The following is a 13,358-nucleotide window of genomic DNA, read 5'->3' on the forward strand; positions in this document are numbered from 1 at the left end:
GTGAGCACCGCAGCGACTGCACCATCTGCCGCCGGTACCGACGGGACCGGGGTCGTCGCCCGGCTCCGATCCGCGCTCGGCGACGCGGTGTCCGTGGATGCCGCGGCGCTCGAGGCCGCGCGCGAGGACAAGTCGGGGCACGTCTCCCCGTCGGCGCCCCTCGTCGTCGTCACACCGCGGAGCACCGAGGACGTCCAGGCCGTGCTTCGCATCGCGAGCGAGACCCGCACGCCCGTCGTGGTGCGCGGCGCCGGTACGGGACTGGCGGGCGGCGCCATCGCGAGCGAGGGCGAGATCGTGCTCTCGATGCTCGGGATGGACCGGCTCCTGGAAGTCTCGCGCGACGACGAGCTCGCCGTCGTGCAGCCCGGCATCATCAACGCCGACCTCAATGCGCAGCTCGCGCCGCACGGACTGTGGTTCGCGCCCGACCCCGCGAGCCGCGCGATCTCCACCGTCGGCGGCAACATCGCGACGAACGCGGGCGGCCTGCTGTGCGCCAAGTACGGGGTGACCCGCGAAGCCGTGCTGGGTCTCAAGGTCGTGCTCGCGGACGGCCGACTGCTCGAGCTCGGCCACCGCACCGTCAAGGGCGTCACGGGCCTCGACTTCACGGCGCTCATGATCGGCTCCGAGGGGACCCTCGGCGTCGTCGTCGAGGCGACCGTTCGGGCCAAGCGCATCACGCCGGGGCCGGTCGCGACGATCAGCGCGAGCTTCGCGACCGTCGAGGATGCGGCGCGCGCCTCGGCGGTCATCACCGCGTCGGGTCTTGCCCCGGCGATCATGGAGCTCATCGGGGAGTCGGCGATGCGGCACATCGCGGACTACCTGGGGGTGGGGCATCCCGGCGGCTCGCAGCTCATCGTGCAGTTCGACGGGCCCGGTGCCCTGGCCGAGTCGCAAGCGGCGCTCGCGAGCATCCATTCGCTCGGGGGAGCGGCGACGCTGTCCGCCGACCGCGAGGAGGGGGAGCGGCTCTTCCAGGTGCGCCGCTCGTTCCACCCCTCGATCGCGCGGCTCGGCACCGTGCTCATCGAGGACGTGTGCGTCCCGCGGAGCGCCCTACCGGCGATGTTCGCGGCCATCGGCGAGATCGAGCGCAGCTACGGCATCGAGATCCCGACGGTCGCGCACGCGGGCGACGGCAACCTGCACCCGAACTTCGTCTTCGAGGGGGACGACGTTCCCGAGCACATCTGGGCGGCCGCCGACGAGCTGTTCCTGGCAGCTCTCCGCCTCGGGGGAACCCTCACGGGGGAGCACGGAATCGGGCTCCTCAAGCGGCGCTGGCTGAAGGACGAGCTCGGCGACGACCAGCTCGAGCTGCAGCGGCAGGTGAAGTCCGTGTTCGACCCGCTCGGCATCCTGAACCCCGGCAAGGTGTTCGAGCGGTAGCGCGGACTGCCGTCGGACCGGGCGCTAGCCGCCAGCGGGGGACAGCGCGTCCACGAGTGCCGGCACCGCGAGCGCGATGGCGGTTCCCGTGATGGCCGCCGTGTACTGGATGAGCCCGGCCGCCGCGAACGGCGTGTCCGGCGATTGCGATACCTGCTGGTACTCGGCGAGGAGCTGGGCCCGTCGACCGCCTCTCCAGCGCCCGACCGGGGATGCGGCGAGCGCCGTGATCTCGTCGTCGAGCTCGGACAGGCGGATGCGCTTCGCCGTCGTCACCACGGTGGTGAGCTGCCACATCGGAATGAGTGAGAACCACGCCGCAATGACGAGCAGGCACACGGCGAGCCAGACGAGCATCGATTGCGCGAGCGCGATGATGCTCACGGTCGGAACGGCCGGGCTGAAGACGAACATCCACAGCAGGAGCATGGCGATGAGGAACGCCATGGTGACGATGAGCGCGCCGCCCAAGCCCGCCACGCGAGCGAGAATCTTGATCCACGGGGTCGATGCGGGGTCGTGCTTCACGACGGTCGGCCGGGCGGCGGGCCGCAGAAGCAGGTCGAGTACGAGGGGCAGCGGGACGCACCAGTGCAGGCACAGCGCGCCCACGCCCGCCAGCCACAGCGGCGCGATCCAGCCGGGTACGCTGAACGTCCGGTCCGTGGTGAGGGCCCAGGCTGCCATCGACCACGCGACCGCGCCGACGATGACGATCACGAACGCGGTCTGCGTGACCCACGAGAAGTAGCCGAGCACCAGTCGACGAAGCCGTTTCTGGAGCTCCGGATCGTGCAGCGTGAACTTCAGTTCGCTCCGGCGGTCGTTGACGAAGCGCAATCCCGTGCTGGCGCAGTAGCAGAGCGCTGCCGTCAGGGCGGCGAGCGCGAACGAGAGCGGGAAGTCCTTCGTGTCCGTGTCGATCGCGAGCGCCGGATCGATTGAGTGCACCACCGCATTGATGGCGAGGGGGACCGCGGCGACGGCGACCGCGATCATGATCGGGAGGACGTTGCGCTGGAAGAAGGTTCCGTTCGGTCCGGCCTGCGGTCGTCGGGAGAGCCAGTACAGGCCGAGGAGGTGGGCGAGCGCCGAGGATCGGAACGCGATCGACCAGGCGCGGGTGAAGGACAGGGGTGCTACCAAATGAAACCTCCTCAACTCAGCGTATCGCTCGGTAACGCGGAAGGCCAGCCGGCTCCGCCGCCGGTACTGTGGAGCCATGACCTTCCTGCCCCTCACGAGCGAGGAGTCGCGCACCCCCGAGCAGCGCGCGGCCGCCGACCGGCAGGTCCGTCTCCACGGCGGGCGGATCACCAACATGAAGGCGACGCTGCTCAGCCACGTCCCGAGTTTCACCGCCTACATGGAGTGGTACACGCTTCGAGACGAGCTCGTGCCGTTCATCGGCGAGCGGGCGGTGTCGCTGTTCTCCTACGCGATCTCCGATGAGAACGACTGCCTCGTGTGCTCGGTGTTCTTCCGGCGCATCCTGATCGACAACGGCGAGGACCCCGACAACCCGCAGGTGACGGAGACCGAGCAGCTGCTCATCGATTGGGGCCGACTGATCGTGCGCGACCCGGGCGGGATCCCCGACGAGTTCTACTCGCGCCTCGAGCAAGCCTTCCGGCCGGAGCTGCGAGTGCTCCTGCTGGCGTTCGCCGGTCAGATGGTCGCAACGAATCTCTTCAACACGGTCGGTCGAGTGCCGCTCGACGAGGTCCTCTACGACTACCGCAAGCCCGGCGACGAGCGGACCCGGTGACGTGACGGCCGAGCTGGAGGGCCGGGTCGCGTTCATCACGGGCGCGGCGCACGGCCAGGGCCGCGCGATCGCCCTCGCGCTCGCCCGAGCGGGTGCCGACATCGTCGCCTTCGATGTGGCCGCCAAGATCGCCTACCCGGCCTATAGCCAGGGTTCGCCCGCAGAACTCGGGTCCCTCCTTACGGAGGTCGAGGCCCTCGGTCGCCGCGCGGTCCTCGCCGTCGGCGACGTGCGAGACGCCGCCGCGGTGCAGTCCGCGGTCGACGACGCCGTCGAGCAGCTCGGGGGCATCGACATCCTCGTCAACAACGCGGGCATCGTCGCCTACGCCGCCCTCGAGGACATGACCGAGGCCGAGTGGGATGCGATGCTCGACATCAATCTGAAGGGGCCGTTCCTCGTCGCCCGTGCCGTCGTTCCCCAGCTCAAGCGCCGCGGCGGCGGGGTGATCGTCAACAACTCCTCGGTCATGGGCCTGCGCGGTGGCAACCGGCTGTCGCACTACGTCGCCTCGAAGCACGGGCTCACGGGGCTCACCAAGGCATGGGCGATCGAGCTCGCGCCGCAGGGCATCCGCGTCGTGAGCATCCACCCGACGGGCGTGAACACTCCCATGAACGACGGCCTCGCCGAGCTCGAGGGGGCGACGGCGATCGAGATCGCCGAGCGCAGCGCGGGAAACCTGCTGCCCGGGGTGCCGTGGATCGAGCCCGAGGATGTCGCCGAGCTCGTGCTGTACCTCGTGAGCGACCGCGCGCGCTTCGCCACCGGCGCCCAGTTCACCCTCGACGCCGGTCTACTCACGCGCTGAGCGGAGCGGGCCGGAAGCTTCGGCGGTAGTCGCCCGGCGCGAGGCCGAATCGTTGACTGAACCTGGACCGTAGGTTAGCCGCGGAGCCGAGGCCCGAGGCGGCCGCGATCTCCTTGACCGTGAGATCGGTCGACTCCAGCAGCTCCCGCGCCCGGTCGAGGCGCTCTGCGGCGAGCCAGGCACCGGGACTCGAGCCCGTCCGCTCCCGGAATCGCCGGGCGAGGGTGCGCTCGCTGAGGGCCGCCCGCCGGGCCAGGCGGGGCAGCGACAGGTCGCTCGCGAGGTGGGCTCGCGCCCACTCGAGCAGTTCCGAGAACCTGTCGCCCTCGTCCGCCGGCCGCGGCCGCTCGATGTACTGCGACTGCCCCCCGAATCGGATGGGCGGCATGACGAGCCGCCGGGCCACGTCGTTGGCGACGGTCATCCCATGGTCGGAGCGCACCACGTGCAGGCACAGGTCGAGTCCGGCGGCGACGCCCGCTGACGTCAGGATGCCGTCGTCCACGTACAGCACATCGGGCTCGAGCCGCACCAGGGGGAATCGCTCCTCGAACTCGGCGGAGCGCATCCAGTACGTGGTGGCGCGACGGCCGTCGAGCAGGCCGAGCTCGGCGAGCACGAACGCCCCCGTGCAGATCGCCATGATCCTCGCGCCGCGGTCCCGGGCACCCAGGACCGCCCTGCGCACGCGGGGGTCGATGGGCCCCGTTCGGGCCTCGCGTCCGGGAAGCACGATGACCGTGTCCGCCTCGTCGACGATCTCGAGCCCGTCGGCGACGGCGGCGTCGAACCCGGCGGTCGTGCGGATGGGGGCCCCGTCGACGCTCGCGATGCGCACGCGATAGAGCTCCTCGCCCGCAGCGCCGCGCGCCGTTCCGAACACCTGGTGCGGTATCCCGAGGTCGAGTACGACACTGTCTTGGAGCGCGATCGCGACGATCTCGTGCATCCTGGCCCTCCTTCGACGAGGTTTGGCAGAATCCTTGCGATAGAAGGCATTCTCGCCAGCGATACCGAGAGCATACTCGAAGGCATGTCTCCCATCGCGCCCGTCCGGACTCGTCGATTCCACCCCGCGTGGATCGTCGCCGCGGTAGCCTTCCTCGCCCTCGTCGGCGCGGCGGGCTTCCGTGCGGCGCCGAGCGTGCTCATGCTGCCACTCGAGGAGGAGTTCGGCTGGACGCGGACCGAGCTGTCCCTCGCCGTCACAGTCAACCTCCTGCTGTACGGCCTCATGGCGCCCTTCGCGGCCGCACTGATGGCGCGCTTCGGGCTCCGGCGCGTCACGTCGGTCGCCCTCCTGCTCGTCGCCGCGGGTGCGGGCTTGAGCATCTTCGCCACGGAGCCCTGGATGCTCGTGCTCACGTGGGGCGTCCTCATCGGACTGGGTACCGGCTCGATGGCGCTCGTGTTCGCCGCGACCGTCGCCGACCAGTGGTTCGTCCGGCGTCGCGGGCTCGTCGTCGGCGTGCTCACCGCTGGCTCGGCGACCGGCCAGCTCGCGTTCCTGCCCTTCATCGCCATCCTCGTCACGGAGCAGGGCTGGCGGCAGGCCTCGCTGCTCGTCGCGGCGGGAGCGCTGCTCGTGGTCCCGCTCGTGCTGCTGTTCCTGCGCAACTCGCCCGCCGACCTCGGCGTCACGCCCTTCGGCGCACCGGAGACCTGGGTGCCCGCCGAGCGCCCGAGGGGAAACGCCGTTCGTCTCGCCCTGGGCACCCTTGCCCGGGCGAGCCGGGTGCGCACCTTCTGGGCGCTCGTCGCGGGCTTCGCGATCTGCGGGGCGACCACGAACGGACTGGTGGGCACCCACTTCATCCCCAGCGCGCACGACCACGGGATGCCCGAGACGACTGCAGCCGGACTGCTCGCGATCGTCGGCGTGTTCGACATCGTCGGGACGATCGCGTCCGGGTGGCTCACCGACCGCGTGAACCCTCGCATCCTGCTCGCCGTGTATTACGCGGGTCGCGGACTCGGGCTGCTCGTCCTGCCGCTGCTGCTGTCGGCGACGGTGCAGCCGCCGATCATCGTCTTCGTGGTCATCTACGGACTCGACTGGGTGGCGACGGTGCCGCCGACCGTCGCGCTGTGCCGCGAGGTCTTCGGCAAGGACGGCCCGATCGTCTTCGGCTGGGTGTTCGCCTCGCACCAGGTCGGTGCCGCTATCGCCGCCACGGTGGCGGGCGTCGTGCGCGATTCGACGGGGGAGTACACGCTCGCGTGGTTCGGAGCTGCGGGACTGTGCCTCGTCGCCGCCGTGGTGAGCGCGAGCATCACCCGGTCGCGCCAGGTGGCGTTGAGCTAGGGCGCGGTAAGGTCGACGGGTGACCACCGACCTGCTGCTGGCCGTGCTCCTCCTCGCGCTCTGGGTAGGGCTGCTCGCGCTCCAGCTGGCGGACGTGGTGCTCACCGCGAGTCGGCTCCCGCAGCTGTCCGCCTTCTCGAGCATCAAGGCGGCGCTCCTCGAGGCCGAGGGCTCTCGCGTCGCCCCCGAGCAGCTCGAGTCGTGGCGCGAGCAGATCGCCGAGCTGGATGCCCGCGAGGCCGCCCGCGCGATCCCGCCCGGTCGCGGCGCCACCGAGCAGCTGTGGCGGGCGACCCCCTGGCGGCTTGCCCCCTCCGCTCTGGCGATCGTGCTGGTCGTCCTCTCCGCCTCCTACTGGCCGATCGTCCTGCTCGCGCTGCCGCTGCCGGTCGTGACCTACGTCCTCGCACTCGCGGCCGCCCGGGCGTCGGTCGCCGCGGCGAGCGCGCGGGCGAGCATCCACGAGCAGCAGCGCGCGGAGATCGACGAGCTCGTCGACCGGGTCTCGCGGACGGCGCGCAAGCGAGTGGCCGGTCTCGGTGACCGCGTCAACCGGGCGCTGCAGATCCTGCGCGAGCAGCAGGGCTGAGGAGAGGCTCCGGCCGGCCCCGGCGGCAGCCGGTAGGGTCGTGGCATGACGTCGATCGATCCGACCTCCCGCACGACCGACTACACCGCTTCGGCGGGTGTGACCGCGGCCCAGCCGGCCGTCGCCCCCGTCGAGGTGACGGCCGCGACGGCGACGGCCGCGGTGCCGGTCGTCCCGCGGCGCAGCTCGGGGCTCCTCGCCCTCGGCATCGTCGGCATCATCGTCCTCTCGGTCGTAGCGCTCTTCGTGGTCGTCTACCTCGTCGCCGGCCTCGGCATCGACGCGTTCGCGCTCGGCGGCATCATGGCCCTCATCCCGCTCGCGATCGTGTTCTTCGGGGTGCGCTGGATCGACAAGTGGGAGCCCGAGCCACGCGTCGCCGTCGTCTTCGCCTTCCTGTGGGGCGCCGGGGTCTCGGTCCTGATCGCCCTCATCGTGGGCTCGGAGATCGACAACGTCATCAACTCGATGGGTGGGCCCGGCCCGGGCTACGAGTTCTTCAGCGCGGCCATCCAGGCTCCCATCGTCGAGGAGGGCGGCAAGGGGCTCGGCCTGCTCATCCTGTTCTGGGCGGCGCGCAAGCACTTCGACGGGCCCGTCGACGGCATCGTGTACGCCGCGTGGATCGCGGGGGGATTCGCCTTCACCGAGAACATCCTCTACTTCGGCTCGCAACTCATCGAGGCGGGTGGAGTCGACGCCAGCGTCGTGCAGATCTTCCTGATGCGCGGGATCATGTCCCCGTTCGCCCACGTCATGTTCACCTCGTTCATCGGCATCGCGCTCGGACTCGCCGCCCGTCGGACGGGGGCGATCGGGGCGATCGGCTTCTATCTGCTCGGTCTCATCCCCGCGGTCCTGCTCCACGCCTTCTGGAACGGCGCCCTCTTCTTCGTCAGCGACTTCTACGGCTACTACCTCCTCGTGCAGGTGCCGCTCTTCGCCGGGGCGGTGGGGCTCGTCATCTTCTTGCGTCGGCAGGAGTCGAAGCTCACGAGCGACCGGCTCTCCGAATATGCCGCGGTCGGATGGTTCGCCCCCGACGAGGTCGCTGTGCTCGCCACGCCGCAGGGTCGCCGTCAGGCTCTCGCGTGGGCCGGCGCCCGGGGACGGCGCCGCGAGATGAAGCGGTACATCCAGAATGCGACGAAGCTCGCATTCGCGCGCCAGCGCATCATCACGGGCCGCGGTCGTGCGACGGCCGAGGCGGACGAGGCCCTGCTTCTCGGCGCGGTCGTCGAGTCCCGCCGCGCGATCGTCCCTCCCGCCGCGGCGCCCGCCGCCTAGGCAGCAGGGGCGCGAGCGCGGCGCTCGTTAACAGACTCATCGCCCGGCGGTGCGGCAATGCCTGCGACTCTTCCGGGCGATGAGTTGTTCTGCCTCCAGGGTGCCACCGGCGGGCCGGGGGCGCAAGAGCCTCTTCGACGAGGACTAGAATGGAAGGCCTGATTTTCGAGAGGTGGGCGGATGCCGTCGAGCGAGCTGAGCAACGAGCGCGACTACGTCCACGGCCTCTACGCCCGGCTCGACGCTCTCCGGATCGAGGCGGAGCAGCAGCTCGAGGCGGTGCGCCGGGCGAACCTGGGCGGAACGCACCAGAACCGGTCGGAGCGCGACGCGTTCGCCCGCATCTACGAGGATCGCATCGCTCAGCTGCGTCAGGTGGATGAGCGCCTCGCCTTTGGGCGATTGACGCTGGCCGAGGGCGAGAACGAGCACCTGTACATCGGTCGGATCGGGCTGCGCGACGACGACCAGCACCCCCTCCTCCTCGACTGGCGCGTGCCGCAGGCCAGGGCTTTCTACCAGGCCACGGCTGCCACGCCGCTCGGCGCCCGGGCCCGCCGCCACCTGCAGAGCCAGGGTCGCGACGTCGTGCGCATCGACGACGAGATCTTCGACCCCGAGCTGCTCGACGCCGACGTCGACAGCCTCCAAGGCGAGGCCGCCCTCCTCGCCACGCTCACCGCGCGGCGCACCGGTCGGATGACCGATATCGTCGCCACCATCCAGGCCGAGCAGGATGCGATCATCCGCTCCGAACTCGTCGGCACCCTCGTCGTGCAGGGCGGGCCGGGCACGGGCAAGACGGCGGTGGCGCTGCACCGGGCGGCCTACCTGCTGTATTCGCATCGCGAGCGGCTCGCGGCATCCGGTGTGCTCATCGTGGGGCCGTCGCGCTCGTTCCTGCAGTACATCGAGCAGGTGCTGCCCTCGCTGGGTGAGACCGGCGTCGTCCTCGCGAGTGTCGGCCAGCTCTACCCGGGCGTCGAGGCGCTCGTCGAGGATGCCCCCGCGACGGCCGCCGTCAAGGGCGGACTCGAGATGGCATCCCTCCTGCAGAAGGCCGTGCGCTCCCGTCAGATCGTGCCCGCGGAGCCCCAGCTCATCGAGGTCAACGGGGAGCGGATGCTCGTGCAGCCGTCCCTCATCCACTCCGCCATGCAGCGCGCGTGGGATACCCGCAAGCCCCACAACGTTGCCCGCACGACGTTCAACAAGGCAGCGCTCACCGCTCTCGCCCGACAGCTCGCGGAACAGCTTCGCGATCACGGGAACACGATCGAGGAGTCCGACCAGGCGTGGCTCCGCGAGGACCTGCGCACGTCCTACGACGTCAAGGTGCTGCTCAACACGGCGTGGTTGCCGCTCACCCCGCAGAAACTCCTGCAGGACCTCTACGCCCGTCCTCAGTGGCTTGCCAGCCTCACGCCGGGGTGGAGCCCCGAGAAGCGCGCCCTGCTGTTGCGCTCCCGGGATGAGCCGTTCACCGTGAGCGATGTCGCCCTTCTCGACGAGGCGGCGGAGCTCCTCGGCGAAGCGGACACGGTGAGCGACGCACAGAAGGCGGAGCAGAAGAGGCAGCGCAAGCGCGACATCGAGAACGCCGAGGCCGCCATCCGCAACATGGACGTCGAGGGCCTCGTGGATGCCCGCACCCTCGCCGAGGGCTTCGAGGCCGTCCTCGACCGCGGCACGACGGCGGAGATCGCGGCCGCGGACCGGGAGTGGACCTACGGCCACATCGTCGTCGACGAGGCTCAGGAGCTCTCGCCCATGCAGTGGCGGGTCCTCACTCGCCGCAATCCGCTCAAGTCGTTCACGATCGTGGGCGATGTCGCACAGGCCTCCGCCGCGGCGGGCACGTCGAGCTGGGGCGATGCATTGCGCCCCCACGTCGGCGATAACTGGCGCCTGGAGGAGCTGACCGTCAACTACCGGACGCCCGCGCAGATCAGCGCCGTCGCGGAGGCGATGGCTCTCGCGCACGGCGTCGCGATCACGAGGTCGCGAGCGGTTCGCGAGGGCGAGTGGCCCGTCTTCGTCGAGCGCGCACCGCGACTCGCGCCTGCCGTCGTGAACGCGGTTCGCGCCGATCGTGCCCTGGGTGATGGCACCCTCGCCGTGATCGCCCCGCCGATGCGCATCCCGGAGCTCGAGGCCGCCCTGGGCGAGGCGTTCGGCGATGACGTCGGGGTGGGCCCCCGCGGGCTCAATCGGGCGGTGGCGCTTCTCTCTCCGCAGGAGGCGAAGGGACTCGAGTTCGACGCCGTCGTCGTCGCCGAGCCCCAGGAGGTCATCGATGAGCACTCGCGCGGCGCTGCGGCGCTCTACGTCGCGATGACGAGGCCCACCCAGCGGCTCCATGTCGTCTCGACCTCTCCGGTACCGGAGGGCATCGTCGGCGAGTCACACGAGTAACGTCCCCCACACGAGTTTCCCCCGTAGTGGGGGTTTGCAGCAGTTTCTCAGCGTGTGCACACTATTCCTACGAACCACAGTCCTTCGGGGGAGGGACGGTTCGATCGGGAGCGATTCGTCGCTACGAGTAGGGCCGGAGGCGGGGGAGCCTCCGGCCCAACGTCGTATTCCCCCTATTTTCCGGGCGGGGGACGACATGGACGGCAGGGGCGTTCGCGACCGCATCGCCGCGCAGAGCGCCATGGCCGCCGTGGTCGCCGCGCAGTCCGACGCGCCCGCGCGTTCGCCCTGGGCCCGGATGCTCGGCCTCTCGCCTCTGGCTCCGGGCTCGCGGGACGAGTACCGGGCCGCCCTCGGCGAACTGCTCGTCGGCGACATGCTCGAGAACCTCGGCCAGCGCTGGGACGTGCTCCACGACATCCCTCTCGGGTCCTCGACGCTCGACCACCTCCTGATCGGGCCCGCGGGCGTCTTCGCCGTGCGGGTTGCCAACCACGGAGACCGGGATGTCGTCGTCGACGGCGCCCTGCTGGTCTCCGGCGAGCCGACCGACGACGTCGCGGAGGCCGCGCGGCAGGCGGACCTCGCGGGCGAGCACCTGTCGGTCGCGGCGGGCGAGGCGGTCCGCGTGCGGGCACTCCTCGTCGTCGTCGACCCTCGCCGCCTCGTCGAGCGCACGGCGCCGACGTCGGTGCGCGTTGTCGCCTCCGCCGATCTCGATCGGATGCTCCACCGCTCGCCGCGCGTCCTCTCCGGCGACGAGGTGGCCAGGGTGTCCGATCTCGCCGACCTCGAGTCCACCTGGCCCCCGCCGCAGCCCCAGTCTCTCGACCTGCCGGGCCTGCACCGGGCGTTCGCGATCGTCAGGCAGGACGTGCGATCGGCGCTGCTCCGCCGCGCCCTGTGGGCCGGCGGCGCTCTCGCGGTCGGCTGCGTGGGCCTGTGGCTGGTCGTCGCGCGCGCGGTCGCCGCCGTGGTGTCCTCCTAGGATCCGTTCCGGCGATTCCCAGTGCGATCGGGCAGCATGGGGGGATGTTCCTGCGCCACCCGATCCTCAGCCTCGCGACGATCGCCTATCTCGCCCTCGTCGGCTGGCTGACGCTCACGCCGCGATCGGGCGCCGTGGACGACTCGATCCTGTGGCCGCTCGCACGATTCTTCGCGCGCTTCGACGCGACGGACTGGCTCACGTTCTCCCGACTCGAGTTCGCCGCGAACATCGCCCTCTTCGTTCCGCTCGGACTGTTCTTCGTGCTCCTGCTCGGGCGGCGGCAGTGGTGGCTGGCGATCTTCCTCGGTGTCGTCGCTACCGTCGCCATCGAGCTCGCCCAACGCGGCATCGCAGGTCGCGTCTCCGATCCCCGGGACCTCGTCGCGAACTCGATCGGCGCGATCCTGGGGACGTTGCTTGCGCTACTGCTGACGGCGGCCGGAGCTCGGCGGGCGCGAGCGCGAGCGGCACTCAGCGGCGCCTGATCACTCCTCGTCGAAGTCGAACGCGTCACGCACGTGGTCGTTGAAGTAGCGACCGCTCGATCCCGACGGCGGATCGACGAGGTCGGCGGCAACGTCGGGCGGCACGGCGAGATAGCGGTAGACCGATCCGCTGGAGAAGCGCACCCGGAGTTCCCGCGACGCCTCGTCGTAGGCGACCGCTCGAATGAGCGAGGAACTGACGATGCGCCAGGGTGCCGCAGTCATGCCGACAGCCTACGCTGGCTTCATGAAGCGCTCGTGGGCTTTCGCGCCGTTCGTCCTTGTCGGGCTCGCGCACCTGTACTGCCTCGTCGCGGACCTGTACTGGCCGGCGCTCGTCACGAAGTTCTCCCTCATGCCCGCCCTCCTGCTCGCGCTCCTCGTGGCGCTGCCGCGGTTGCGATCCGAGATCGCGCTGTGGGCCTCGCTCGCGATCGGCTTCTCGTGGGCGGGAGACATCCTTCTCGCCGACCCGGGGGATCTCGGCTTCCTGCTCGGGCTGGGCTGCTTCCTGCTCGCGCACGCGCTCTACCTCGTGCTGTACGTGCGCCCGCTGCACTCCCGGAGGTGGGGCTGGTGGCCGCTGCTCTTCCTCGCCTGGTGGGGAGCGCTCCTGGTGGTCCTCGTGCCCCACATCGGCGCGCTCGCCGTTCCCGTCGTCATCTACGGCCTCGTGATGTGCGCCGCGGCGGCAGCAGCTACCGCGACGACCCCGCTCGTCGCGGTCGGGGCGACGCTCTTCCTCGTCTCGGACACCGTCCTCGCCCTCCGCTTCTTCCTGCCCGGGTTCTCGTTGTGGGAGGCGGACGCCGTCATCATGGCCCCCTACATCGCGGGCCAGGGCCTCATCGTCGCCGGCGCAGTCCTCGTCGCGCAGCACCGGGTTGCGTCCCGCGCGCCCGTCGCGTAGACCGGATGTCATGACGACGCCGATCGAGACGTGGGTGGCCGGCTATCGCCGCGCCTGGGAGTCCAACGACACCGATGATATCCGCGCGCTGTTCACCGACGACGCGGTCTACCGCGGTGCGCCGTCCGCCGCGCCGTGGACCGGCATCGAGGAGATCATCGCGGGATGGCTCGAGCACCAGGACCCGCCGGGCTCGACGACGTTCGAGTGGACCCCGGTCGCGACCGAGGGCGACGTGTCGGTGGTGCAGTGCGTGAGCGGATACCCGGAGGGCGACAAGGGCGGCACCTACGACAACCTCTGGGTCGTCCGGCTCGCCCCCGACGGCCGAGCCCGCGAGTTCACGGACTGGTACATCGCCCGCCCCCGCAGCTGAGGAGCGCGACGAAGTCGTCCAGC

The 13,358-nt window shown here is 70.6% G+C and carries 14 protein-coding genes; 11 read left to right on the top strand and 3 right to left on the bottom strand.

Features of this window, described 5'->3' with window-relative positions; translation table 11 throughout:
• Positions 1-1,398 (top strand): FAD-binding oxidoreductase, encoded by a 1,398-nt coding sequence (locus Q5716_RS05405; RefSeq protein WP_305002070.1) that lies wholly within the window; start codon positions 1-3, stop codon positions 1,396-1,398.
• A gap of 24 nt (positions 1,399-1,422) precedes the next feature.
• On the opposite strand, the gene Q5716_RS05410 is transcribed toward Q5716_RS05405, so the two are convergent.
• Complete coding sequence (locus tag Q5716_RS05410; protein ID WP_305002071.1) at positions 1,423-2,544, bottom strand: hypothetical protein; 1,122 nt, start codon at positions 2,542-2,544, stop codon at positions 1,423-1,425.
• Positions 2,545-2,620: 76 nt separating this feature from the next.
• Between Q5716_RS05410 and Q5716_RS05415 the strand changes: the two genes are divergently transcribed.
• Entirely contained in the window at positions 2,621-3,166 is a 546-nt protein-coding gene (locus tag Q5716_RS05415) for a carboxymuconolactone decarboxylase family protein (RefSeq protein WP_305002072.1), read from the top strand.
• Between the two features lies 1 nt (position 3,167).
• Entirely contained in the window at positions 3,168-3,977 is an 810-nt protein-coding gene (locus Q5716_RS05420) for a mycofactocin-coupled SDR family oxidoreductase (protein ID WP_305002073.1), read from the top strand.
• Here Q5716_RS05420 and Q5716_RS05425 read toward each other — a convergent pair.
• Complete coding sequence (locus Q5716_RS05425) at positions 3,967-4,926, bottom strand: GlxA family transcriptional regulator (protein WP_305002074.1); 960 nt, start codon at positions 4,924-4,926, stop codon at positions 3,967-3,969. The two genes, Q5716_RS05420 and Q5716_RS05425, sit on opposite strands and share 11 nt — an antisense overlap.
• Positions 4,927-5,010: 84 nt before the next feature.
• Here Q5716_RS05425 and Q5716_RS05430 point away from each other — a divergent pair, with 84 nt between their 5' ends.
• From Q5716_RS05430 to Q5716_RS05455, 6 genes are all read left to right on the top strand, one after another.
• Positions 5,011-6,282, top strand: coding sequence for an MFS transporter (locus Q5716_RS05430; protein ID WP_305002075.1), 1,272 nt, complete (start codon positions 5,011-5,013; stop codon positions 6,280-6,282).
• Positions 6,283-6,301: 19 nt separating this feature from the next.
• On the top strand, positions 6,302-6,871 hold the full coding sequence (locus tag Q5716_RS05435; RefSeq protein ID WP_305002076.1) for a hypothetical protein: 570 nt from the start codon (positions 6,302-6,304) through the stop codon (positions 6,869-6,871).
• 45 nt (positions 6,872-6,916) lie between these two features.
• Complete coding sequence (locus Q5716_RS05440; RefSeq protein WP_305002077.1) at positions 6,917-8,158, top strand: PrsW family intramembrane metalloprotease; 1,242 nt, start codon at positions 6,917-6,919, stop codon at positions 8,156-8,158.
• A gap of 180 nt (positions 8,159-8,338) precedes the next feature.
• Positions 8,339-10,573, top strand: a complete 2,235-nt coding sequence (locus Q5716_RS05445; protein WP_305002078.1) for a UvrD-helicase domain-containing protein — start codon at positions 8,339-8,341, stop codon at positions 10,571-10,573.
• A gap of 196 nt (positions 10,574-10,769) precedes the next feature.
• Complete coding sequence (locus tag Q5716_RS05450; protein WP_305002079.1) at positions 10,770-11,561, top strand: nuclease-related domain-containing protein; 792 nt, start codon at positions 10,770-10,772, stop codon at positions 11,559-11,561.
• Positions 11,562-11,605: 44 nt separating this feature from the next.
• Positions 11,606-12,049, top strand: coding sequence for a VanZ family protein (locus Q5716_RS05455; protein ID WP_305002080.1), 444 nt, complete (start codon positions 11,606-11,608; stop codon positions 12,047-12,049).
• Here Q5716_RS05455 and Q5716_RS05460 read toward each other — a convergent pair whose 3' ends face one another.
• Positions 12,050-12,274: a KTSC domain-containing protein gene (locus Q5716_RS05460; RefSeq protein WP_305002081.1), complete on the bottom strand. Its 225-nt coding sequence runs from the start codon at positions 12,272-12,274 to the stop codon at positions 12,050-12,052.
• A gap of 22 nt (positions 12,275-12,296) precedes the next feature.
• Between Q5716_RS05460 and Q5716_RS05465 the strand changes: the two genes are divergently transcribed.
• Positions 12,297-12,959 (top strand): lysoplasmalogenase family protein, encoded by a 663-nt coding sequence (locus Q5716_RS05465; RefSeq protein ID WP_305002082.1) that lies wholly within the window; start codon positions 12,297-12,299, stop codon positions 12,957-12,959.
• Positions 12,960-12,969: 10 nt separating this feature from the next.
• On the top strand, positions 12,970-13,335 hold the full coding sequence (locus Q5716_RS05470; protein WP_305002083.1) for a nuclear transport factor 2 family protein: 366 nt from the start codon (positions 12,970-12,972) through the stop codon (positions 13,333-13,335).
• Positions 13,336-13,358: the final 23 nt, after the last annotated feature.

It is taken from the genome of Antiquaquibacter soli, from assembly GCF_030580675.1.
In the GTDB taxonomy this organism is placed as follows: Bacteria; Actinomycetota; Actinomycetes; order Actinomycetales; family Microbacteriaceae; genus Rhodoglobus; species Rhodoglobus soli.